Here is a 22,684-nt window from a genome sequence, read left to right as displayed (position 1 = left end):
CCGGTCAATCCTCGAAACGGCTGTCCGAGGGACGGTCGCGCTCGTAGCGTTTCATCTGCGGAAATTCCGGCAGAAAAGCCTCGCGCCGGATGGTCCAGAGTTCGTAGGTCGGGCGAAGCTGGTTCGGCTGGTCGAGCGAACCGAGATTGAGTTCCACCTCCTCGCCGGAGCGGGCAAAGACCGGTGACCCGCAGCGCGGGCAAAAGAAGCGTCCCCGGTATTCGGCGGGCTCGCCGTTGATCGTCACGGCCTCTTGCGGGAAGATCGCCGAGGCATGGAACAGCGCGCCGTGATGTTTGCGGCAATCGAGACAATGGCAAAGCCCGACACGATAAGGTTTGCCGGTGGCGCGGAAACGGATGGCGCCGCAGAGGCAGCCGCCTTCGAGATCGGACATGGGTGGTCTCCCGGTTGGGGCTCGTGGGAGTGGCTATAGTTGCGGGGAGCGGGGGGCGTTTCAAGGGGGCTGGCGTGCCGTGTGATTACCCCCTCTGGCTGCCGCCATCTCCCCCACAAGGGGGGAGATCGGCCAGACGAACCGGCCTGCCTCGCTCACACACCGGCATGCCACAGCGAAATCGACAGAGATGGGCGAGACAGCGCCACGGGTCGATCTCCCCCCTTGTGGGGGAGATGCCCGGCAGGGCAGAGGGGGTATTCTTGCAGACGCGGATCAGGATGGCCGGAGCAAAATATCTGAGATAGGAAAATAATCCTTGACGCCGTGACGGTCGTTTGATAGGGTTCTGCCATGGTCGAAGAATTGCATCCGGCGGCGGAACGTCGCGGGGTGGCAAGGCTTCCAGTCAGCGGCTTCGGGAGGGACTTGGGTCTCATCCGGAGCCGTTTTTTTATCTCAACATCGATGGGTGTTTTGCGGCTGCGGCGAGGTTTCCGGCGCGGCCGTTTTTGTTTTTGTCTTTCGGGACGGGAGAGCGGCATGGGCGTGGATGTGGCAGCGCGGGCGGGAATGGCTGAGGCCGATGATCCGTTTGTCGCGGTGGATCTGTCGCTGTTCGGGACGTTTGAGGTCTTGGGACCGCCGGGTGGTATTGCGCTGAGCGGGGGTGTCGTGGCCGAGGCGCAAACCGTGCTTTTGGAGCTGAAGAGCGCCGATAGTGCGGCGAGCGCGGACGAGCTGCGGCTGCTGTTGAACGAGATGACGCGCGAGATGCGTGCGCAGTTCATTGCATTTCGCGACCTGCGCAGCGCGGCGGACGTTTTGGCGGCGGGCGGTGACGAGGCGGCGCAGAAACAGGCGCGGGCCGACCTGAAGGCTGCGACCGATGCCATGTCGCTGATCGTGCGTACGCTGGAAAAGGTGGACAGCCTGCAGCGCCAGCTGGCGCGCGACCGGGCCGAAGAGGCGGAGAAGCGGGCCGAGGACACCGGGTTCGAGGAGGCGCTGTGTCATGTCCAGGAGCTTATCGAAGCGCGGGCGACGGAGCTCTTCCGCCGCTGGCAAGAGGCGGGCGGCGACGGTGATGGTGGGCCGGACGGCGGGGTACGCAGCGGACAGGTGGCCCGTGACGGACCCGGCAGCGCTCTGGGCGACCGTTCGGGAACGGATAGAGGCCCTGTGTCGGGCGCCCTCGCTCCCGCCGCTGACGGTTCGGACGGATGTCTCGATGGCGGCGCTCTCGACAGCGGAGGCGGTGCGGCTGGGGCCGGGCCTCCGTTCGGAGACGCTTGAGCCCATCGTGGCGGCGCTGGAGCAGGAGGTGATCGCCGAAATGAAAAGCATCCGTACGCTGCGGCAGGATTTCGGCGATGCGAAAAGCGCGGCTGAGGTGCTGTCTCAGGATCTGCGGGCGTCGGTGGGCGGAGCCGGAGCGAGGCCGACAGCAGGGGAACCGGACAGCGCACAGGGTTTGGCGCCGGACTTCTCCGATAGAACCGGCCAAACCGCAGGGCGTGATGCCGGACCGGTGCCTTCTGCTGGCGGGGATGTGGCGCGGGACCTGACGCAAGACGTGGTGGCCCGCCCGGCAGCGTCCCTGACGGACGAGATGCAGGCGGCGCTGCGGCGCAACGGCCTCGATTGGCCGGCTTCGGTGGTTCTGAATGCTGGCAGCCTCTGCCGGAGTTGGACGGTGGCGGGGCGCGATGAACAGAGGCCGCCGAAGGGCGACTGGCGCACATGGCTTCTGATGGGCGGGCGCGGTTCCGGCAAGACCCGTGCCGGGGCCGAATGGGTGCAGGCGCTGGCGAACGGCCCTTTCGCCAAGGGGCTGCGCATCGCGCTGGTGGCCGAAACGCTGGGCGATGCCCGCGAGGTGATGATCGACGGGGTCTCCGGCCTTTGCCGCATCGGCGGGCGTCTGGGACCGGAGGTGGAGATTTCCCGCCGCAGGCTGGTCTGGCGGAGCGGGGCGGTGGCGCAGATCTTTTCCTCCGAAGACCCGGAAAGCCTGCGCGGGCCGCAGTTTCATTATGCCTGGTGCGATGAACTCGCCAAATGGAAACATGCCGAAGAAACCTTCGACATGCTGCAGTTCGGGTTGAGGCTGGGTTTGGATCCGCGCCAGCTGGTGACGACGACGCCGCGCCCGGTGCCGCTTCTGAAACGGCTGATGGCCGATCCGGGAACACGGCTGGTGCGCATGGCGACCCGCAACAATGCCAAGAACATGGCGCCGGGGTTTATCGCGGCGCTGGAACAGAGATATGGCGGGACCCGGCTGGGGCGTCAGGAACTGGATGGCGAGCTGATCGAGGACCGCGCCGACGGTTTGTGGAAACGCGCCGAGCTGGAGGCGATCGTCATCCGCTTTGCCGGCGTTTTGCGCCGGATCGTCGTGGCGGTCGATCCGCCTTCGGGGCAGGGGGAAAATTCCTGCTGCGGCATCGTGGTGGCGGGGCTGGAAGCCTCCGGCCGCGCCGTGGTGCTGGCCGATTGTTCGGTCGAGGGGAAAAGCCCGGCTGGGTGGGCGAGCGAGGTGGTGAAGGCCTATCGCCGCTTTGCCGCCGACCGCGTGGTAGCCGAGGTGAACCAGGGCGGCGAGATGGTGGCGGCGATGTTGAAGAGTATCGACGAGACGCTGCCGATCACCACGGTCCGCGCGACGCGTGGAAAGTTCCTGCGCGCCGAACCGGTGGCGGCCCTCTACGAACAGGGGCGGGTGGCGCATGCCGGACGTTTTGCCGCGCTGGAAGACCAGATGTGCGATTTCGGCCCCGACGGGCTGTCCGCCGGACGCTCGCCGGACCGGTTGGACGCACTGGTCTGGGCGCTGACGGCGCTTTTGCTGGAGGGGTTTGGCGAGCCGCGGGTGCGGGGATTGTGAGGGCCCGGAAGGGTTTTGCCACGGGGTTGCCGAGGTTTTGCCGTGGGTTACCCCCCTCTGTCCTGCCGGACATCTCCCCCTCAAGGGGGGAGATCGGCAGAACTGCGACGTCCTGCCTCAAACAGGACAAGGAAACGGCGCTCGCTTACGGATATGCGACCGGTTTGCTGACGCCATACCGGTTGATTGGCTGCCGGCGTGTCTCCAGCCAATCTCCCCCCTTGTGGGGGAGATGCCCGGCAGGGCAGAGGGGGGCGACGCGGGCACGGTGCGGAGCCGGTCCATCATCCGCCCGTCGGGTCCCGTCTCCCCAGCGGGAGAAGGGACGGCGGCGTGTTTTCACCCCTTGAGGAGAGGGCAGGGTTGCTCAGCGGGCCTTGGTCGGGGCCGGCGCGCTCTCGCGCATCTGTTTCCATTCGGATTCCAGACGCTCGACCAGATGTTGCGGGATCTGCTGCTTGGGAGCGGTTGCGGTCTGGGACACGGGGGCTTCCTGCTGCATCGTCATGATCTCCTTCTGGTGGAATGCCGGGCGCTAGAACGGCTGTCTGATGCGGTTGGTTCCATAGCGTTAGCGAAAAGTAAAGTGGTCGCTAAACGGCTAAACCGATTAGTATTTTTCAAATCGATTGAAACTTTTGCATGGGTTAACGCGCAGCGCCCTTTGGACCAGGTGCGAGCCGGAAATACACGCGGAACGGGAAGATGACGGAAGGATGACACCGATCATGACACCGGCAATGACAAGGACGATGACAGGGACGATGACGGGAGCGCGCAGCCGGTTTTTCGCAACGGTGCGCAAGCGCCTGTATGCGGGAACGATTCTGCCCGGCGCGGTGGCCGGCCACGAGGCGATCCTGGATGGCTGGGAGCGCATGGTGCCCGGCGGCGACCGGCGCCAGCTGGCCTACGTTCTGGCGACCGCCTTTCACGAAACGGGCGGACGCCTGCAGCCGGTGGAGGAGAACCTGAACTACAGCGTCTCCGGGCTTCGCAGCACCTTTCCGCAACGCTTTAGCCTGGAGGATGCGGAGGAGTGTGCCCGGCGGCCGGAGGCGATTGCCAACCGCGCCTATGCCAACCGCATGGGCAATGGTGATGCCAAAAGCGGTGACGGTTTTCGCTTCCGCGGCCGGGGCCTGGTGCAGATCACCGGGCGCGCCAACTACCGCGCCTATGGCATCGAAGACCGGCCCGAGGCGGCGATGGAGCCGGAACGGGCGGTAAAAATCCTGATCGACGGCATGCGCAACGGACGGTTTACCGGAAGGCGCCTCGACGATTATTTCTGCGGCAGCCGCGCCGACTGGGTGGAGGCACGCCGCATCATCAACGGCACGGACCGGGCGGGCGAGATTGCCAGGAAGGCCAGACTTTACGTGCTGGCGCTTTCGGAGAGTGAAACGGGAGAGAGCTGATGGTGACGGGTTTTCGTTTTCCGTTTTTCCGTTTTTCCGCAAGGGCACGAAGGCGCCGCCGGAACGCAAGGCGGGCGGGATCGCGGCGGCCTTTTCGCTGATGACCGGCGAGGGCGGGGCACACTGGAGCGGGCGCTCCTATGGCAGTCTGGCGCAGGCGGGCTTCATGCAGAACCCGGTGGCGCACCGGGCGCTGCGCATGGTGGCGGAGGCGAGCGCCTCGGTGCCCTGGCTTGCCTATCAAGGCGAACGCGAGGTGGCCGGCCATCCGCTGCTCTCGTTGCTGGCACGTCCCAATCCGCGCCAGAGCGGGCCGGACTTTTTCGAGGCGCTGTATGGCCATCTGCTGCTCTCCGGCAATGCCTTCGTTGAGGGGTTGGCGATTTCCGGGCGCCTGCGCGAGCTGCATCTCTTGCGACCCGACCGGGTGAGCGTGGTGGCGGGTGCCGATGGCTGGCCGGTCGCTTATGACTACCGGGTGGGGGCTCGTCATCGACGGCTCGCCGCAACCGGCGAGGCGGACGGTTTTGGCCTTTTGCATCTGAAGCTGTTTCACCCGCTGGACGACCATTCCGGGTTTTCGCCGCTCGCCGCCGCAGGGTCAGCGCTCGACCTTGCCAATACGGCGGCACGCTGGAACAAGGCGCTGCTCGACAATTCGGCACGTCCCTCCGGCGCGCTTGTCTACCAGCCGAAGGAGGGTGGCAATCTCACGCCCGACCAGTATGAGCGGCTGCGGGCCGAGCTGGAACAGGGCTATGCCGGTGCCGTGAATGCCGGGCGGCCGCTGCTTCTGGAGGGCGGGCTGGACTGGAAGGCGATGGGGCTTTCGCCGAAGGATATGGATTTCATCGAGGCACGCCATGCAGCCCAGCGCGACATTGCGCTTGCCCTTGGCGTGCCGCCGATGCTGATCGGCATTCCGGGCGACAATACCTATGCCAATTACCAGGAGGCGAACCGCGCCTTCTACAGGCTCACCGTGGTGCCGCTTCTGACCCGCACGGCGGCGAGCCTGTCGGCCTGGTATGGCGAGGCGACCGGCGAGGCCTTGCGCCTGGAACCCGATCTCGACCGCCTGCCGGGCTTGAGCGCCGAGCGCGACGCGCTGTGGGAACGCATCGGGCGCGCCGATTTCTTGAGCGATGACGAGAAGCGCCAGGCGGTGGGCTATGGGGGGTGATCAGGGGGCAGGGGTGCTGAGAAGGCCGTGCAGCCAGACAACGGCCTTGATCACCTGCGGAAATGCGCCATCCAGCCGCAGGACATTCTCGACCACGCGGTCGGGATGAAGATCGAAGCCGTATTTGTGGCGCACGAGATGGCGAAAGCCTTTGAGTTCGGTCAGGGACTCGTAAAGAGACGCTTCGAGCAGAGGCGGTCGGATGCCCGAAATCTCCGCGGCCATCTGGTCCAGGATGTCTTGGTGCATGGTCGGACCGAGAGGGATCGCACCATCCACATCACGTGCCAAGCTCATCAGGATATCTTCGATGCCGTTATAGACATTGTGAACGCCGAGCGAAACGGCGGACAGCGCTCCCCAGTCTCCCCGTTCGACATCCTGGCGGTGGAGCCGAAAGTAAGCTTGCAACTGATGATGCTCCCGCTCGGCTCTGGCAATACGGGGTGACAGCCGGGAGAAGGCGGGAAGGCTAAACGAGGTCATGCAGCAGGTCCGCCAGACGGTCGGGAGATAGATCCGCCTCGAAGATGAGGTCGTAAGGCAGGCCGGTGTGCCTCAGATGTCGGGCGACGAGCCGTTCGGCAAGTGCCCGACGTGCGGGCGTGATGGTGCCGCGGACCAGCAGATCGACATCGGAATGCAGGCGGAAATCACCCTTGCCGAGCGAGCCGACGACGAGGAGATCGAGCCCGTGCCGGCGCGCGTCCTCGATGATCCGGGCGACACTCTCGTCAGCCTGTTCCTGGCGGGCGGCCCGTCGTGTGGCGAGCAGGGCATTCATGCGGTTCATCGAACTCTCCTTGGCGGGGAATCTACAGGATCGCAGCGCCTGAGGCAAAGCCCGACGACCGCAAGGAGAGGCAAGACGCAGCAATGGTGGACCTTCCGCCTGCAAGGGCGTATTCTCTCGTAATACGGTGTAATACATCCCTTGTTGCAGAGGAGCTCCGCATGGCAGACGCATCCGACAAGCCGGTTTTGTCCGATCCCATCACCTTGCGCATCCCTGAAGATATCCTGGCGGAGGTGGAAGAGATCGCCAAGGCGACCGAGCGCAGCCGCAGCTGGGTGATCGTGCGGGCGCTGAAATATTACCTGATGGCGGAAGGGGCTGAAATCCTCAGCATCCAGCGCGGTCTGGCCGATGAGGCCAATGGCGATATGGTGGATGCCGAGGATCTGTTTGCCGAACTGGCGCAAATGGACCGGGCTAGCCGCGAGGACGCGGCCTGATGAAGCTCCGAGTTTCCGACGAGGCTCGACAGCAGATTCTCAAGGAAAAGCACTATCTTGCCTCTCAGAGCCGATGGGCATCGGTGGACTTTACGGCAAAGATCGAACGGGCGCTGAAGCTGATCGCCGCGCATCCGGAGATCGGCACCATGGCCGGAACCGCGCCTGCGGTTCGCCGGTTCGTTCATGCACCTTACCATATCTACTATGTGCTCCGTCAAAGCGGCATCGTCATTCTGTCCGTCTGGCATGGCCGGCAGATTCGTCAGGAATTGGAATCCGACGAGGATTTCGGCAACTGACGTGAAGTGCCGCCTGCAGGGGAGGGCGCCGCGCATCATTCGGTGTCTCGGTTTAAGCAGAACGTGAACGCCCGGATGTTTTGCCTGAGGCAAGGCGTGCAAGCGATTCAGCGCATTGGCGAAATGACCATCGGCGAGCCGGTGGCGCGCGCCATGATGGCGGCCTCTACGGCCCCTTGATCCCGCAAAACCAGAAGAAGGTGAGAACATGGCGGAGCTTGGCCATGAGGGCGGCTTGTTGGTCGCAAAGGCGATCGGTTCGGTGGCGGGCGCCTGGGTATCGCTCGTTTATCTGATGCCGAAAAGCATGCGCGAGGCGGCGAGCCGGTTCATGACCGGTGTCTCCTGCGGTGTGATGTTCGGCGGACCGGCAGGCCTTTGGCTCACCGAGCGGCTCGGCCTTGCCGGCCAGCTCTCGCCGGTGGAGACGACGCTTTCGGGTGCCGCCGCCGCCAGCCTGTCGGCCTGGTGGGTGCTGGGCGCCCTGGTGCGGGTTGCCAACCGCTATGGGGCGAAAACGGATCCGCCGTGAGGGGCCGGGTCGGGCAGCCTCTCTTTTGCTGTCGGCTTTGACAAAATGTGTAAAATGTGTATTTTACACAGAACGGAGACGGGTCATGGCAGAGCCTTTGAAGGTACCGGCGACGGAGTTCGCCCGAAAGTTTACGACATTCCGGGAACAGGTCCAGTCGGCGGGCGTGATTGAGATCACTGCTCACAACCGAACGATCGGCGGGTTTCTGTCTGCCGCGGAACTCCAGCATTATCACGACATGAAAAAGCGGGAACGGGAGGTCATTCGGGTCCGCGACATGGATGACGAGACCATGGCTTTGATCCAGAACTCTGAATACGGCAAAGCCTCCGAGTGAGCTATCCCGATCCCGTTCCCGGTCTTGTGGTGCGCTACAATTATCTGTGGGACACGGAAAAGAGCGAGGGGCTTTCGCTTGGAAGCAAGGACAGGCCTTGTGCGATCGTGGTCTATCACGCGAGTACCGGCGATACGATCGTCGTGCCGATCACCCATTCGCCTCCCGCGTTGGGTGAGGAGGATCTGTCGATCGAGGTTCCGCCGGACCTTTCCCGTGAACTCGGCCTGGACGACCAGACCAACTGGATTCGCGTCAGCGAAGTGAACCGGTTCCAATGGCCGGGCGTGCATCTTCGACCCCTGCCGTCCGACCCGAACCGCTATCATTACGGCATGATCCCGAAAGATCTGTTCGAACGGATCAAAGCCAAACTTCATGAAACGATGAAAAAGGGCCGCGTGCCTCTGGCGAAGCGCTGAAGGCCCGCGCTGACGACCGTCACACAATAGACCGAGCGCGCGACTGCGCATTGCCCAACCTGTTTGTCGAACCCTCGCTGCAGAGGGAATGCCGCAGGGCGACCGCTGCTCACCGGCCCTGACCGGACCATCACATACCCATTTCGCACGGAGACTAACCTGCGGCACCCTGCGTGCCGTTCCCCGCACAATCATCGGACATCGAAAGGATCTTCCATGGCCTATGGCGTGATCGAGCAGCCGTCGGCGGAGCCGCTGACGCTGAGCCAAGTGAAGGCGCATCTGCGGGTGGAGCATGCGGACGAGGATGGGCTGCTGAGCGGTCTCATCACTATGGCCCGGCAGTTTCTGGAGGCGGAGACGGAGCTTTGCCTGATGCGCCAGAGGTTGAGGTTTTATCTCGACCGCTGGCCCAAAAACGGGGTGATTCAGCTCCTGAGAGGACCGGTGCAAAGCCTTGATGCGGTGACGGTTTACGGTGCGCAGGGTAGCCCTCCTCCGTCCCGATTGCCGATCATTTGCTGGATGGCGACAGCCGGCCGGCAAGGTTGTGGCTGCGGGATGCGCCCGAGCCCGGCCAGGCGATCAACGGCATCGAGATCGATGTGACCGTAGGCTTCGGCGAGGCGGGTGCCGATGTGCCCGGACCGCTGATCCGCGCCATGCTGATCCATGTCGCCCAGATGTATGCCGTGCGGGGCACCTTTTCGCTCGACCAGCAGCCGGCCGGTGTGCCGGATGGATATGAGCGGCTGATTGCCGGCTACCGGATGCGGAGGCTGTAGATGCAGACGGTGAATTTCGACGTCGGCGCCATGACTGCACGGTTGGTGCGCGAGGTGCCGGTGGATATGCCGGACGGTCAGGGCGGCGCCGCGCGCAACTGGGTGGAGGCGGGCCGGCTGTGGGCGCGCATCGAACCGGTGACGCAGCACAGGGACGAGGTTAAGGCGGGTGCCGAAGGGGTGACCGTGACGCACCGGATCTGGGTCTCTGGTTTTGTTACACCGGCGGCGGGCGAACGACTGGTCAAAGGCACGCGCCTGTTTGCCATCAAGGCCGTGCGCGATCCGGACGAGACGGGCCGGTTCCTGGTCTGTGACTGCGAGGAGGCGGCCCGATGAGCGCTCAGCAGGCCCTGTTGCGGGTGATCCATGCCAGGCTCGTGGGCGAACCATCGCTGGCGCCGCTTCTCACAGCCGGTGGCATCCGCGACCAGATCGTGCCGCGCCTGCGGCTACCGGCGCTGATCTATGGCGAGATCGACAGCCGCGATTATGCGACCGCCACCGAGCCGGGCGAGGAGCATTTTTTGACCCTCGGCCTCTGGTCGGAGGGCGAAGGGCGGGCGGAGGTGCAGGCGCTGGCGGCCGCGGTCCGGGCAAGCCTGCACCATGCGGCCCTGACGCTTTCCGGCGCGCATCTGGTGTCGATCGCCTGCCAAAACATCAAGAGCCGACGCGACGAGGAGACGGGGCTCAGCGTGATCGACCTGACCTTCAGGGCGGTGACGGAATAGGCGACATCCTTGCCCCCTGGCGGGCAAGGCGCCCGAGCGCCAGGATCGCGGCAAAGGCAATCGTGATGAGGGCGACCGCACCGGACAGCGCCATCTCCACGCCACCGGCATCAAGCAAAGCGGCAAACAGCATCGGGGCGAGCGCGATCGCGACATTTTGCGGCAAGGAAAGGCGCGCGGCCTGCAGGCCATAGTCCTGTGCCGAAAACACTGAAAGCGGCAGTACGGCACGCGCCACCGCCATGATGCCGGAGCCGAGGCTGTAGAGCACGGTGAAGGCGATCAGCACCGGCGGCGTACCGGCAAGACCCATCATCAGCACGAAGGAGACGAGCATCGAGCCGATGCCGATCAACGCGGTGACGATCGCGCTGCCGCGCCGGCCAACGGCAAAATCCACCGCCCGGGCGGAAATGGCGATCACGCCGCGCGCCGCCCCGAGTTGGAGTGCCAGTTCCGGCGTGGCGCCGGCATGGGCGAGCAATTGCAGGAAAGTCGGCGAAAAACCGAAGGAGACGAAGGCCGCAATGGTGGTGCCGCAGGCAACCAGCAGAAAGGCCAGGCGCTTTTGCGGCGGCGAGAGGGTGACGGGCGGGATTTCATCCGCCGCTTTTGCCTCCCCCGTGCGGTTCGGTTTCGGCAGGGCGAAAAGATGCAGCGGCAGGCAGAGGAAGAGGTGCAGCGCGGCAAACACCAGCAGCGTCTGGCGCCAGCCGAGCGTTGAGACGAGCCAGGTGCTGACCGGCCAGAAGACGGTGGCCGAGAGCCCGGTGAAGATCATCAGCAGTGCGATCACGCGCCTGCCATCGGCGCCCTCGCGTTCGACGACGGCGGCATAGGTCGGTGTGGAGAGCGACAGCGACCCGGCAAACCCCATCAGCAGCCAGATGCCGAAATAGGCAACCGGATGCTGGCAAAGGCTGAGGAGCAAAAGGGCGAGCGCAAACAGGCCTGAGCCTTGCGCAAGCGTTTTTGCCGCCCCCTGGCGTTGCAGCAGCCGGCCGACGGCAGGACCGGCCAGGCCGATCGTGATCATCATGACCGCAAGGCCGGCAAAGACGGCCGGGTTCGACAGGCCGATCTCCGGCCCCATCCTCGGCCCCAGAACGGCGAGCATATCGAAACCCGCGCCCCAGCCGATGATCTGGCAGAGGGCGAGGCAGGCGATGAGACGCAGGCGGGAGGGGTAAAATGAAACCGGCATGGGAACCTGTACTGCCGAAAGGTGAGTGGGTGTCCATAACACGCAGTGACGGCGGCCGGAAGCGCAACGCAGTTTCACGAGACAATCAGGAGACACGACGATGGTGGCGCAGGCGGGCAAGGATCTTTTGCTGAAGGTGGAAAGCGGTGGCAGCTGGACGACGGTGGCGGGGCTTCGCTCCAAGCGGCTGGCCTTTAATGCCGAGACGGTGGATGTGACGGATGCCGAAAGCGCCGGGCGCTGGCGCGAGCTTTTGGGCGGCGCCGGCGTGCAGCGTGCCTCGATCTCCGGTGGCGGGCTGTTCAAGGACCAGGCTTCCGACCAACTGGTGCGCTCCGCCTTTTTTGCCGGAACGATCCTTACCTGGCAGGTGCTGATCCCGGCCTTTGGCACGGTGAGCGGCGCCTTCCAGATCACCGCACTCGAATATTCCGGCGAGTATAATGGTGAGGTGCGCTTCGAGATCGCGCTCGAATCCGCCGGTCTCCTGACCTTCGGGGCGCTGTGGATGGCGGGGCGGGGCGAGCCGAACGGGAGAGCCAACCGTCGGCGTGGTGAGGTGGAGGCGATGATCGATGGCGAGCGGCGGATTCTCTGCCTGACGCTGGGGGCGCTAGCCGAGCTGGAAACCGCCTTTGGCGTGCCCGACCTTGGCGCGCTGGCGGCACGGTTTTCCGCCGGCCGGGTGACGGCCACCGACCTGACGCGGGTGATTGCCGCCGGTCTGCGCGGTGGCGGCAATCTGATGTCGGACGAGGAGGTGGCGGCCATGCATGTGGAGGGCGGGGTGACAGCCTGTGTTGCGATCGTCAGTGATCTGCTGGAGGCGGCCTTCGGCACAGCCGATAACTCCCACCGCCCTTGAGCGCCGCAGCGGGTGCGGCGGCCCCAGGAGAGGATCGCTTCTGGCCGGCGATCCAGCATCTGGGGCTCTGCCTGCTGCGGCTTCCGACTGAGACCTTCTGGGCGCTGACACCCGGCGAAATTCTGGCGATGGCGGGCGCCTGCCGTCCGCGTGGCACGGGGCTGCAGCGTGCCGACCTCAACGCACTGATGGCGGCCTTTCCCGACTGCCCGGCCACGGGGGCAAACGGATGACCCGCTGCCGACGTGGTCGATATCGATCTGAACACTGGAGGTCTTACCATGGCCGAAGACAGTTTTTCCGTGCCCTTTGCCGAAACGCTCTCGGACAGCGAAGCTCTGGCTCGCAGCCTGACCGAGCTTGAAGCGCGCTCCAGCCGGTTTGGCACGGCGCTCAGCGGCGCGCTGAAATCCGCCACGCTGAGCGGCAAGAGCCTGGAGGATGTGCTGCAGGGACTGGGCAACCGGCTGACCGATATCGCGCTGTCGGCGGCGTTGAAGCCGCTGGAAGGTGTCGTCTCCTCGGCGGCGAGTTCGCTTGTCGGTTCGCTGGGCTCGGTGACCGCTTTTGCCGATGGCGGGGTGGTGCAGAGCCCGAGTTTCTTTCCGATGGGCGGCAGTAGTCTTGGCCTGATGGGCGAGGCGGGGGCGGAGGCGATCCTGCCCTTGGCGCGCGGTGCCGATGGCGCGCTGGGCGTGGCGATGACGGGCGGCGAGGGGGCCTCCCCGCCGATCATCTTCAACGTGACGGCAACCGATGCGGCAAGCTTCCGCAAGAGCGAGGGGCAGATTTCCGCCATGCTGGCCCGCAGTGTTTCGCGCGGCCGGCGCGGGCTTTGAGGAGCAATAGCCATGAGTTTTCACGAGGTGCGTTTTCCGCTCCGGCTGGCGCTGGGGGTGACCGGCGGGCCGGTGCGGCGCACCGATATCGTCAGCCTGTCGAACGGCCGCGAAAACCGCAATGCCCGCTGGCGCCAGGCACGGCGCAGTTATGATGCCGGCTCCGGTATCAGGTCTGTCGCCGACCTCTACGAGGCGCTGGCCTTTTTCGAGGCGCGTCGCGGGCAGCTCTACGGTTTCCGCTTTCGCGACCCGATCGATTTTGCCTCTGCCGGACCGCTGCAACCGGTGCGTCCGACCGACCAGTTGATCGGCACGGGCGACGGGGCGACCCAGAGTTTTCAACTGGTGAAGACCTATGCCGATGGCGGCGGTGGTGTGGTGCGCAGCATTGCCAAACCCGTGTCCGGTACGGTGGTGCTTGCTTTGAACGGGGCTGCCGTGCCGAGCGACCGCTACAGTGTCAATACGGCGACGGGTGTCGTGACCTTTCAGGCCGGTCATATGCCGGGGCCGGGGGTGGAGATCCGCGCGGGATATGAATTCGATGTGCCGGTGCGCTTCGATACCGACCGGATCGAGGTCAATCTTTCTGCTTTTCAAGCAGGCCGCATTCCAGCCATTCCGATCACGGAGATCCTGCCATGAGGACGATTGCAGCGCCGCTTGCCGCGCATCTTGCCGGCGATGCGACGACCACCTGCCATGCCTGGCGGGTGCTGCGCCGCGACGGCGCGGTGCTTGGTTTTACCGATCACGACGCCGATCTCTGGGTGGCCGGCACGCTCTGCCGCGCCGCAAGCGGTTTTGCTGCCAGCGAAGACGAGACGGGACAGGGCTTTGCTGCGGCAAGCGGCGAGGTGGCCGGCGGCTTTTCCAGCGAGGCGATCAGACCGGAGGATTTGTCTGCCGGGCATTATGACGGCGCACGCGTGGAGCTTTATCTGGTCAACTGGGCGGAGCCTGCGCAGGCTGCACTGCTGGCCGTGCGCGAGATCGGCGAGGTGATGCGGGCCGGCGAGCGCTTTTCCGCCGAACTGCGCAGCATCGCCCATCGGCTCGACCAGCCGCAGGGCAGGCTTTACAACCGCCGCTGCGATGCGGAATTGGGTGACAGCCGCTGCCGTGTCGATCTTACCGGCTGGCGCGCGGCAGGCACGGTGATGGCCGTGGAGGATCGCAGCCATGTGCGGCTTTCGGGACTTGACGCTTTTGCCGAGGGTTTTTTCGACGGCGGCACGCTGGAGCTTGGCGGACGCCGGCATGTGATCGACCGGCACCGCCTGCCGGGCGACGGCACGGCACGGCTGACGCTGTGGCTGCCGCTGGAGGAGGTGCCGGCCAGTGGTACGGCTTGCACGGTTACCGCCGGCTGCGACAAACGTTTTGCCACCTGCAAGGTGCGTTTCGGCAATGGGCTGAACTTTCGCGGTTTCCCGCACGTGCCGGGCACGGATTTCAGTTATTCCTACGCGGATGGCGAGCGGCTGCATGACGGCGGACCGATTTTCGAATGACGGGCCTCGTGTTTCTCGACGGGGCGGAGGTCCTGGCGCGGGCAGAGACCTGGATCGGCACGCCCTATCGCCATCAGGGGGCGACCAAGGGTGTCGGCTGTGATTGCATCGGGCTTGTCCGGGGGATCTGGCGCGAGATCTACGGTGCGGAGCCGGAAGACGTGCCGCCTTACGCGCCGGATTGGGCGGAGCGGGCCGGCGAAGAACGGCTGCTTGAGGCCGCGTGCCGGCTGTTCGGTCCACCGCTGGCGCTTGCGGCGATGCAAGCCGGCGACCTTCTGCTCTTCCGCTGGCGCGGCGATTGCGCCGCCAAACATGCCGGCATTCTGTCTTCGCCCGACAGCTTCATCCATGCCTATGAACAGGCTTGCGTGATCCGCTCCGCGCTGGTGCCCTCCTGGCGGCGCAGGATTGCCGCGGTGCATCGGTTTCCGACTGCTCCGCTCCGTTGAAAGAAGCGCGTTTGCGGCGTATAGTCATGAAGTGGTGAGCGGAGTTTCTGCCTCCGCCCACCGTGGACTTATCTTGCGATATTGACCCGGACGGAGATAATCCAGCCCGTCCGGGTTTTCCGCACGATAAGCGCAATGCCAATCGGCTTGAGCCTCATAGCACCACCTCCATGTTTAACGACAAGGCCCTTGCCTGAGCCGGTGGGGCCCATCCTCACCGGCGCGCCGGCTGGTCGGCGCGTGCTGCTTCTGTCGTCAACCTCTCCACGATAACACACTTTTTGCGCGCATCCAGCCGAGCGCGGGGAACCCTCATGGCAACCATTCTGTTTCAGGCGGCGGGCGCAGCGCTCGGCTCCGTCTTCGGTCCGTTCGGTGCGATTCTGGGCCGGGCGGTGGGCGGATTGGCGGGGGCTGCAGTCGATCGTGCGCTGATCGGCGGCACGTCCACCGTGACCGGACCTCGGCTGTCGAATGCGCGCATTCCGGGTGCCGACGAAGGCACGGCCGTGACCCGCGTTTATGGCACGGCGCGGGTGGGCGGTACGCTGATCTGGGCGACGCGCTTCGAGGAGGAGGTGACGAGCGAGCGGCAGGGCGGCAAGGCGACCAGCAGCAAGCGGGTCGAGACCTTCAGTTATTATGCCAATCTGGCGGTCGGTATCTGCGAAGGCGAGATTGCCATGGTGCGCCGTGTGTGGGCCGATGGACGCGAACTCGACCTGACGGCGATCGAGATGCGCGTCTATCGTGGCACTGAAGACCAGTTGCCCGACCCGCTGATCGAGGCGAAGCAGGGGGGCGGTAATGCCCCCGCCTATCGTGGTCTTGCCTATGCGGTGTTCGAGCGGCTGCCGATCAATGATTTTGGCAATCGTATCCCGCTCCTGCACTTCGAGGTGGTGCGCCCGGTGGGGCGTCTGGAGCGGCAGCTGCAGGCGGTGACGCTGATCCCGGGCTCCAGCGAACACGGTTATGCCACGGTGCCGGTGACGGAGGAGACGGGCGAGGGCTCCGCGCGCATTCTCAACCGCAACACGCTGACGGCTGCGACCGACTGGACGGCTGCGCTGGACGAACTGCAGGTGGTCTGCCCGAATGTGCGCACGGTGGCGCTGGTGGTGAGCTGGTTCGGGACGGACCTGCGCGCCGGAGAATGCCGGATCCTGCCGGGCGTCGAGATCGAAAGCCGTGGCGGCGAAAGCCAGACCTGGCAGGTAGCCGGCCTGTTTCGCGAGGAGGCGCATCTGGTGAGCCGCAACGGCTCCGGCCCCGCCTATGGCGGAACGCCGAGCGACGAGAGCGTGCGCCAGGCGATTGCCGACCTGAAGGTGCGCGGCTTCCGGGTCTTCCTCTACCCCTTCATCATGATGGACGTGCCGGCCGGTAACGGCCTGCCGGATCCGCATGGCGGTGCTGAACAGGCCGTCTATCCCTGGCGCGGCCGGATCACCTGCCATCCGGCGCCGGGGCGCCCGGGTACGCCGGACCGGACAGCTGCGGCTGCGGCCGAGATCGATGCCTTCTGCAACCGTGAGGACGGTTACCGGCGGCTGATCCTGCATTATGCGGCTCTCGCCCGCGATGCCGGCGGCGTGGACGGTTTCATCATCGGCTCTGAATTTCGCGGGCTGACCTGGGTGCGGGGCCCTGGCGACACCTTTCCCTTCGTTGGCGAACTGGTGCGGCTGGCGGGCGAGGTGCGGGCGATCCTCGGTTCGGGCACAAAGCTGACCTATGGGGCCGACTGGACCGAATATTTCGGATATCAGCCGCCGGATGGATCGGGGGACGTCTATTATCATCTCGATCCGCTCTGGGCCTCGCCGGCGATCGATGCGGTGGGGATCGACAACTACATGCCGCTTGCCGATTGGCGCGATGGCGATCTGGGAGCGGCCAATCCGGATGGCATGCGCACGCCGGAAGACCGCGCGGCAATGACGGCGGCGATTGCGAGCGGCGAGGGTTTTGACTGGTATTATGCGAGTGAGGCGGACCGCAATGCGCGCCTCCGTACGCCGATCACCGATGGGGCGGCCGGAAAACCCTGGGTCTTCCGCATCAAGGATCTGTGGAACTGGTGGGCAAACCCGCATGTGGAACGGCGCGGCGGGGCGGAAGTTTCGGGCGCAAGCCTCTGGGTGCCAGGCTCGAAGCCGATCTGGTTCACCGAACTCGGCTGCCCGGCGATCGACAAGGGCGCCAACCAGCCGAATGTCTTCGTCGATCCGAAATCCTCCGAGAGTTTCGTGCCCTATTTTTCGAGCGGCGCGCGGTCCGACAGCATGCAGCGGCGTTTCCTCGAAGCCCATCACGACTGGTGGCAGGGCGGATCGGCGCCCGCCGGCATGGTCGATCCGGAGCATATCTTCGTCTGGACCTGGGATGCGCGGCCTTATCCCATCTTTCCCAATGCGCTTTCCGTCTGGTCGGATGGCGGCAACTGGCGCACCGGCCACTGGCTGAACGGGCGCATGGGCGCAACCACGCTGGCGGACACGATTGCGGCGATCCTCACCGATCACGGTTTCCAGGATTTCGACGTCTCGCAGGTCTGCGGCGACCTGATCGGTTACGTGCAGGCGGACGTGACATCGGCGCGCGCGCTGATCGAACCGCTGGCGGAGACATTTCTGCTGGATGTGATCGAGGAGGCGGGACGGCTGGTGTTTCGCTCGCGCATGCAGGCGAGCCTTGCTCCGCGCGTGGTCGAGGTGCTGGCCGAGCGCGAGGACGAGGAGGCCTGGCGCGAAAGCCGCGGACATGACAGCGATTTCGCCGCCGAAGTGGTGGCGAGTTTTGCCAATCCGGTGCTCGATTACGAACAGGCGAGTGTGCGCTCGCGGCGCATGGCCGAGACCGTGAGCAACCGTGTGTTGCGCGCCGATGTGGCGGGCGTGCTCTACGAGGATGCCGCACAGACGGCGGCGGATCAGATCCTGCGCGACAACCAACTGGCACGCCGGACGCTGAGTTTTCCACTGTCACCGGCGGACATCGCGCTGATGCCGGGCGATCCGATCCGCCTGGCGGAGGGGCCGGATGGTATCTACCTCGTCACCCGCGTCGAAGAGGGTGAGGTGAGGCGTATCGAGGCACGCCGTCACGAGCCGGCCGCACCGCTTGCGGCAAGGGCCTCAGAGGCGGAGCGGAGCGGCAGCGCGACGGTCTCCTCCGGCTTTTCTCCGGTCGTGCATCTGATGGATCTGCCGCGTTTCGACGGGTCGGATGCGGCAAGTTTTGCCCGCGTTGCATGTTTCTGCCGGCCCTTTCGGCGCATGCTGCTGTCGAGTTCGGTAACGACGGAAGGCTACCGGGCGCGGGCGGCGATCGAGCGGCCGGCCACTGTCGGCCGGCTGAGCCGGAACCTTGCGGCTGGCGCCTTTGGCCGGTTCGACCGGGTGGGAGCGGTGGAGGTCGAGCTTTTCTTCGGTGCGTTTTCTTCCGCTTCCGAAACGGCTGTCCTGTCCGGAGCCAACCGTCTTGCGGTATTGGCCGCGAACGGCGTCTGGGAGGTGCTGGCCTTTGCCGAGGCCGCGGAGATCGCGCCTGGCCGCTGGCGGCTTCAGACACTTCTACGCGGACTTGCCGGAACCGAGGACGCCATGACCGCCGGTGCCACATCTGGTGCGGCGGTGGTGCTTCTCGACGAGGGTGCGGTGCCGATGGGGATTTCGGCCGAGGAGCGCGGCCTGGTGTTCAACTGGCTGGTCGAATCGCTTGGCGCAGGTGGGGGACGAGCGGGGCCCATCGCCTTTGCCGGCGGACTGCGGGCCGAGACGCCGCTGGCGCCCGTGCACCCGCGGGCGAGACGGACCGCCGCCGGGATCCGGCTGACCTGGGTGAGGCGCAGCCGGACGGGCGCCGATGACTGGGAGGCGAGCGAGATTGCGCTGGACGAACCGGAGGAGCGTTACCGGCTGGAAATCCTCTCCGGCGAAACGGTGCTGCGCGCCGCCGACCTGTCTCAGCCGCTCTACGATTATGCGGGCGGCGACGAACTCAGCGATTTCGGCGAAGCGCAGACCCGCCTGCGATTCCGTCTGCGGCAGATCGGCCGGGCGGTGCCGCTGGGCATTGCGCTGACGGCGGATGTCATTGTTCAACAAGAAGGAGATGCATGATGGAAGGCACGAAAACCTGGTGGCAGTCGAAGACCGTCTGGGGCGGTCTGGTGGCGGTGGCGGCGGCGCTGGCAAAAGCGTCGGGCGCAGAAATTTCCTTTGCCGATCAGAACGCTATCACCGATGCGGTGATCAATCTGATGGGCGCGGTCGGCGGGCTTCTGGCGATCTACGGGCGGCTTTGCGCCAGGGCAAGCATCCGCAACGAATAGCGCTTGCGTGGGGTTCAGCGGTGCCGCGGGCCGGTGGTAGCGGGCAGTTGAACGGCGCATTCATTTGCCATTCAGCCGTCTTTGGTTACATATTGAACCATAGGAAACGGGTAAAAACCTGTTCATCACCGCGAGCGGAATGGGTAATTATGGCATCAATCAGGATGATCGCGATCGTCGCCGCGGCGTTAGTCAGCCTCACGAGCAGCCAGAGTTTCGCCTTCGACAACCTGATTTTCGTGGCGGGCGATTGCGGTGACGCGGCTTCCAAGGTGGTGCGGGAAACGGGCGGCCAGCTTCTCTCCGCACAACCCTCCAATGATGGCCGCAGTTGCATCGTCACGGTTCTCGTTCAGGGCAGTGGCGAACGCCCGCGGAAGGTGACTGTCCGCGTGCCGATGTAGTAGAAGCGGATGAACACCTTGTGAACACCATCCGGCCATCCGTTTCGAAGGACACCCATGCGCATTCTCGTCGTTGAAGATGATGAAAACCTCAACCGCCAGCTGGCCGATGCCTTGAAGGAATCCGGCTATGTGGTCGATCAGGCCTTCGACGGTGAGGAGGGGCATTATCTCGGTGAAACGGAGCCTTATGACGCCGTGATCCTCGATATCGGCCTGCCGGAAATGGACGGGATCACGGTTGTCGAGAAATGGCGCGCCGAGGGCAAGGTGATGCCGGTGCTGATGCTGACGGCGCGCGACCGCTGGAGCGACAAGGTGGCCGGCATCGATGCCGGCGCCGACGACTATGTGGCGAAACCCTTCCATGTCGAGGAAGTGCTGGCGCGCGTGCGGGCGCTCATCCGCCGCGCCGCCGGCCATGCCTCGTCCGAACTCACCTGCGGACCGGTGCGGCTCGACACCAAAGCCTCCAAGGCGACGGTGAACGGCACGGCGCTGAAGCTCACCTCGCACGAGTTCCGTCTTCTCTCCTATCTCATGCACCATATGGGCCAGGTGGTCTCCCGCACGGAGCTGATCGAACACATGTACGATCAGGATTTCGACCGCGATTCCAATACGATCGAGGTGTTTGTCGGGCGTTTGCGCAAAAAGATCGGGGTGGACCTGATCGAAACCGTGCGCGGCCTCGGCTACCGTATGCAAGCGCCGTCCGATGGTCATTAGATCGGTCACGGCCCGCGTTCTTCTGCTGGCGACGCTCTGGTCGGCGGTGGCGCTGGTGGTGATTGCCGTGGTGATTTCCGCGCTTTATGCGAAATCGGCCGAGCGGGCCTTTACCGATCTTCTGCGCGCGCAGCTCTACAACGTGATCAACTCGATCACCATTGGTGACGACAACAGCCTGCAGGGCAATCCGCAGCTCGGCGACCTGCGCTTCTCACAGCCGGAGACCGGCTGGTACTGGATCGTCGAGCCGCTCGGCACCTTTGCGGCAACCCCGCTCTCCTCCTCCTCGCTCGGCGTTTCGAACATCGCCGTTCCGTCGATCCTCAACGTTCCCTTCAACAATCGCTATGAGCGTTTTTATCCCGCCTATGATGCCTTCGGGAACCATGTGCTGGTGGCCGAGACCGAGGTGGTGCTGGACGGCGACGGGCGGGCGGCGAGATTTCGCGTGTCGGGCAATCTGAGCGTCGTCGACAGCGACATCCAGGGATTTACCCGCAACCTTTATATCGCGCTCGTTGTGTTCGGTGTGCTGAGCCTTGTCGTCAACGGTCTTGCAATCCTGTTTGGTCTGAGGCCGCTCGCGGACGCCCGCCGCGCGCTGGAAAGGGTGCGGCGCGGCGAGGTGGAGCGGCTGGAAGGCGAATTCCCGCGCGAAGTCCAGTCGCTGACCGTCGAGATGAATGCGCTGATCGACAGCAACCGGCGTATCGTCGAGCGGGCGCGCATGCAGGTGGGCAATCTCGCCCATTCGCTGAAGACGCCGATCGCGGTGCTGTTGAACGAGGCGCGCCTGCTCGACAAGCCGCAGGCCGAGGTGGTGAAGAGCCAGTCCGAGGCGATGCAGGCACAGGTGCAGTCCTATCTGAACCGGGCGCGCATTGCCGCCCAGCGCGAATCACTTCTGGCGCGCACGGAGGCGGAGCCGGTTCTGGAGCGCCTGATCCGCGTAATGCGTCGCCTGAACCCGGAAAAAACCTTTCATCTCGATATTGTGACCGCCGGTCTATGGCTGGCCATGGAGCAACAGGATGTGGAGGAGACGGTCGGCAACCTGCTGGAAAATGCCGCGCGCCATTCGCAGGAGACGGTCTGGGTGACGGTCGCGCCGGCACTGGCTCCGGAAGGCAATGACGGCACGCGGCGCAGCTGGGTCGAGATCGTTGTCGAGGATGACGGGCCGGGGTTGAACCCGGACGAGATCAAGGAAGCGTTGAAACGTGGCCGCAGACTGGACGAAAGCAAGCCCGGAACCGGGCTTGGGCTGTCGATCGTCGGCGAGGTGACGCGTGAATATCAGGGCCAGTTCGAGCTCACGCGCGGCACCACGGGCGGGCTGAAGGCGATTTTGACGCTTCCGGGCACGGCCAAGGAGGGTGTGTGAGCCATCCCCTGATGGATTTTTTGAGGGCGCGTGCGGATGCAATGCGCGCATGCAAGCCTGCCGAACTTTCGCTCCAAATCTGCGTGACAGGATTGTGCAACACGAGATGCATCTCGACCTTTTGCGATAAACCGCTAAAAGAAGAGATGACGCAGATCGGGAACTTAATCGGATTGCTGAATTTATTCAGGCTGATATCTCAGGACGGTTGGAGAAGAATGCGCTTTCGCCTTGCAACATACGTCGTGACGCCGATTGTCTCGGTGAGCCTTCTGGCCGGATGTACAACGACGAGCGGCGGCACCACCACAGCCGGCGGCCTGTTCTCGCGCGGACCCTCTCCTTCTGCCAAATATATCGCCGCCCTGCAGGGTGGCATGGTCGGGCGTGTGTCGCTGAACCTCAGCGACAGCGACCGCCAGCGGGCGCTGGAGGCGGAATACCGCGCGTTGGAAAGCGCCAGTGTCGGCCAGCCGGTCGTCTGGTCTGGCAGCAACGTGAAGGGTGAGGTCGTTGCGGCGGCACCTTATCAGGTCGGATCGCAGAACTGCCGCCAGTACACCCATACGCTGACGGTGGCGGGGCGCGAGAGCAAGATCCGCGGCGCCGGCTGTCGCAATGCCGACGGGTCCTGGACGCCGCTCACCTGAGCGCAGTCGACGCGTGCTTGACGCAAATCAAGGCCGGGGCCAGGGTCAGCGGCGAT

Annotated in this window: 28 protein-coding genes and 2 pseudogenes; 25 read left to right on the top strand and 5 right to left on the bottom strand. The window is 64.9% G+C overall.

Annotated elements, in window-relative coordinates; all coding sequences use genetic code 11:
* Window positions 1–4 precede the first annotated feature (4 nt).
* Complete coding sequence (locus OU993_RS01595) at window positions 5–397, bottom strand: GFA family protein (protein WP_268154350.1); 393 nt, start codon at window positions 395–397, stop codon at window positions 5–7.
* Window positions 398–751: 354 nt separating this feature from the next.
* On the opposite strand from OU993_RS01595, the gene OU993_RS01590 reads away from it, so the two are divergent.
* Window positions 752–1,693, top strand: coding sequence for a hypothetical protein (locus OU993_RS01590; RefSeq protein ID WP_268154349.1), 942 nt, complete (start codon window positions 752–754; stop codon window positions 1,691–1,693).
* 316 nt (window positions 1,694–2,009) lie between these two features.
* Complete coding sequence (locus OU993_RS01585; RefSeq protein WP_442792917.1) at window positions 2,010–3,287, top strand: DNA-packaging protein; 1,278 nt, start codon at window positions 2,010–2,012, stop codon at window positions 3,285–3,287.
* 367 nt (window positions 3,288–3,654) lie between these two features.
* On the opposite strand, the gene OU993_RS01580 is transcribed toward OU993_RS01585, so the two are convergent.
* Complete coding sequence (locus OU993_RS01580) at window positions 3,655–3,795, bottom strand: hypothetical protein (protein WP_268154348.1); 141 nt, start codon at window positions 3,793–3,795, stop codon at window positions 3,655–3,657.
* 256 nt (window positions 3,796–4,051) lie between these two features.
* Between OU993_RS01580 and OU993_RS01575 the strand changes: the two genes are divergently transcribed.
* Entirely contained in the window at window positions 4,052–4,708 is a 657-nt protein-coding gene (locus OU993_RS01575; RefSeq protein WP_268154346.1) for a hypothetical protein, read from the top strand.
* A 79-nt stretch (window positions 4,709–4,787) separates the two neighbouring features.
* Window positions 4,788–5,891, top strand: a complete 1,104-nt coding sequence (locus OU993_RS01570) for a phage portal protein (protein WP_442792916.1) — start codon at window positions 4,788–4,790, stop codon at window positions 5,889–5,891.
* On the opposite strand, the gene OU993_RS01565 is transcribed toward OU993_RS01570, so the two are convergent.
* Together OU993_RS01565 and OU993_RS01560 are read right to left on the bottom strand one after the other, a co-directional pair.
* The gene (locus OU993_RS01565; protein WP_268154344.1) at window positions 5,892–6,377 is read right to left on the bottom strand and encodes a hypothetical protein; all 486 of its coding nucleotides are present in this window, start codon (window positions 6,375–6,377) and stop codon (window positions 5,892–5,894) included.
* Window positions 6,364–6,684 (bottom strand): nucleotidyltransferase domain-containing protein, encoded by a 321-nt coding sequence (locus tag OU993_RS01560; protein ID WP_268154343.1) that lies wholly within the window; start codon window positions 6,682–6,684, stop codon window positions 6,364–6,366. Before OU993_RS01560 ends, OU993_RS01565 begins: the two co-directional genes overlap by 14 nt.
* Window positions 6,685–6,845: 161 nt before the next feature.
* Between OU993_RS01560 and OU993_RS01555 the strand changes: the two genes are divergently transcribed.
* The 8 genes and pseudogenes from OU993_RS01555 (at window position 6,846) to OU993_RS01520 (ending at window position 10,242) form a co-directional block, all read left to right on the top strand.
* A complete protein-coding gene (locus OU993_RS01555; RefSeq protein WP_268154342.1) occupies window positions 6,846–7,127 on the top strand; it encodes a CopG family ribbon-helix-helix protein in 282 nt (93 codons plus the stop codon).
* Window positions 7,127–7,429 carry a type II toxin-antitoxin system RelE/ParE family toxin gene (locus OU993_RS01550; RefSeq protein WP_268154341.1) on the top strand — a complete coding sequence of 101 codons (303 nt, stop codon included), beginning with the start codon at window positions 7,127–7,129 and terminating at the stop codon, window positions 7,427–7,429. Before OU993_RS01555 ends, OU993_RS01550 begins: the two co-directional genes overlap by 1 nt.
* Before the next feature lie 208 nt (window positions 7,430–7,637).
* The gene (locus tag OU993_RS01545) at window positions 7,638–7,961 is read left to right on the top strand and encodes a DUF6107 family protein (protein ID WP_268154340.1); all 324 of its coding nucleotides are present in this window, start codon (window positions 7,638–7,640) and stop codon (window positions 7,959–7,961) included.
* An 85-nt stretch (window positions 7,962–8,046) separates the two neighbouring features.
* Entirely contained in the window at window positions 8,047–8,301 is a 255-nt protein-coding gene (locus tag OU993_RS01540; RefSeq protein ID WP_268154338.1) for a hypothetical protein, read from the top strand.
* Window positions 8,298–8,723: a type II toxin-antitoxin system PemK/MazF family toxin gene (locus OU993_RS01535; RefSeq protein WP_268154336.1), complete on the top strand. Its 426-nt coding sequence runs from the start codon at window positions 8,298–8,300 to the stop codon at window positions 8,721–8,723. The genes OU993_RS01540 and OU993_RS01535 overlap by 4 nt, the downstream gene beginning before the upstream one ends.
* 216 nt (window positions 8,724–8,939) lie before the next feature.
* Window positions 8,940–9,508 (top strand): annotated as a pseudogene (locus tag OU993_RS01530) (head-tail connector protein).
* Window positions 9,509–9,847, top strand: a complete 339-nt coding sequence (locus OU993_RS01525) for a phage head closure protein (RefSeq protein ID WP_268154335.1) — start codon at window positions 9,509–9,511, stop codon at window positions 9,845–9,847.
* Complete coding sequence (locus OU993_RS01520; protein WP_268154333.1) at window positions 9,844–10,242, top strand: DUF3168 domain-containing protein; 399 nt, start codon at window positions 9,844–9,846, stop codon at window positions 10,240–10,242. The genes OU993_RS01525 and OU993_RS01520 overlap by 4 nt, the downstream gene beginning before the upstream one ends.
* Here OU993_RS01520 and OU993_RS01515 read toward each other — a convergent pair.
* Window positions 10,223–11,446: an MFS transporter gene (locus tag OU993_RS01515; protein WP_268154332.1), complete on the bottom strand. Its 1,224-nt coding sequence runs from the start codon at window positions 11,444–11,446 to the stop codon at window positions 10,223–10,225. The genes OU993_RS01520 and OU993_RS01515 overlap by 20 nt on opposite strands.
* 100 nt (window positions 11,447–11,546) lie before the next feature.
* Between OU993_RS01515 and OU993_RS01510 the strand changes: the two are divergent.
* The 13 genes and pseudogenes from OU993_RS01510 to OU993_RS01450 form a co-directional block, all read left to right on the top strand.
* Window positions 11,547–11,951: pseudogene (locus OU993_RS01510) on the top strand (phage major tail protein, TP901-1 family); the annotation flags it as partial.
* A gap of 3 nt (window positions 11,952–11,954) precedes the next feature.
* Window positions 11,955–12,311: a gene transfer agent family protein gene (locus OU993_RS01505; protein ID WP_268157453.1), complete on the top strand. Its 357-nt coding sequence runs from the start codon at window positions 11,955–11,957 to the stop codon at window positions 12,309–12,311.
* A complete protein-coding gene (locus tag OU993_RS01500) occupies window positions 12,308–12,544 on the top strand; it encodes a rcc01693 family protein (RefSeq protein WP_268154331.1) in 237 nt (78 codons plus the stop codon). Before OU993_RS01505 ends, OU993_RS01500 begins: the two co-directional genes overlap by 4 nt.
* 48 nt (window positions 12,545–12,592) lie before the next feature.
* Complete coding sequence (locus tag OU993_RS01495; RefSeq protein ID WP_268154329.1) at window positions 12,593–13,150, top strand: phage tail tape measure protein; 558 nt, start codon at window positions 12,593–12,595, stop codon at window positions 13,148–13,150.
* A 12-nt stretch (window positions 13,151–13,162) separates the two neighbouring features.
* Window positions 13,163–13,798, top strand: a complete 636-nt coding sequence (locus OU993_RS01490; protein WP_268154328.1) for a DUF2460 domain-containing protein — start codon at window positions 13,163–13,165, stop codon at window positions 13,796–13,798.
* Window positions 13,795–14,667 (top strand): DUF2163 domain-containing protein, encoded by an 873-nt coding sequence (locus OU993_RS01485; RefSeq protein ID WP_268154327.1) that lies wholly within the window; start codon window positions 13,795–13,797, stop codon window positions 14,665–14,667. Before OU993_RS01490 ends, OU993_RS01485 begins: the two co-directional genes overlap by 4 nt.
* Window positions 14,664–15,119: an NlpC/P60 family protein gene (locus OU993_RS01480; RefSeq protein ID WP_268154326.1), complete on the top strand. Its 456-nt coding sequence runs from the start codon at window positions 14,664–14,666 to the stop codon at window positions 15,117–15,119. Before OU993_RS01485 ends, OU993_RS01480 begins: the two co-directional genes overlap by 4 nt.
* A 314-nt stretch (window positions 15,120–15,433) precedes the next feature.
* Entirely contained in the window at window positions 15,434–19,246 is a 3,813-nt protein-coding gene (locus tag OU993_RS01475) for a baseplate multidomain protein megatron (RefSeq protein WP_268154325.1), read from the top strand.
* Window positions 19,246–19,458 (top strand): hypothetical protein, encoded by a 213-nt coding sequence (locus OU993_RS01470; protein WP_268154323.1) that lies wholly within the window; start codon window positions 19,246–19,248, stop codon window positions 19,456–19,458. The genes OU993_RS01475 and OU993_RS01470 overlap by 1 nt, the downstream gene beginning before the upstream one ends.
* A 149-nt stretch (window positions 19,459–19,607) precedes the next feature.
* Entirely contained in the window at window positions 19,608–19,862 is a 255-nt protein-coding gene (locus OU993_RS01465) for a hypothetical protein (RefSeq protein WP_268154322.1), read from the top strand.
* Between the two features lie 57 nt (window positions 19,863–19,919).
* The gene (locus OU993_RS01460; RefSeq protein ID WP_268154321.1) at window positions 19,920–20,591 is read left to right on the top strand and encodes a response regulator transcription factor; all 672 of its coding nucleotides are present in this window, start codon (window positions 19,920–19,922) and stop codon (window positions 20,589–20,591) included.
* Entirely contained in the window at window positions 20,581–21,978 is a 1,398-nt protein-coding gene (locus OU993_RS01455; protein ID WP_268154320.1) for an ATP-binding protein, read from the top strand. The genes OU993_RS01460 and OU993_RS01455 overlap by 11 nt, the downstream gene beginning before the upstream one ends.
* Window positions 21,979–22,196: 218 nt before the next feature.
* The gene (locus tag OU993_RS01450) at window positions 22,197–22,628 is read left to right on the top strand and encodes a hypothetical protein (RefSeq protein WP_268154319.1); all 432 of its coding nucleotides are present in this window, start codon (window positions 22,197–22,199) and stop codon (window positions 22,626–22,628) included.
* Window positions 22,629–22,684: the final 56 nt, after the last annotated feature.

The sequence above is a fragment of the Rhizobium sp. SL86 genome (genome assembly GCF_026672545.1).
GTDB lineage: Bacteria > Pseudomonadota > Alphaproteobacteria > Rhizobiales > Rhizobiaceae > Neorhizobium.
This window is presented reverse-complemented; position numbering and strand designations above follow the sequence as displayed.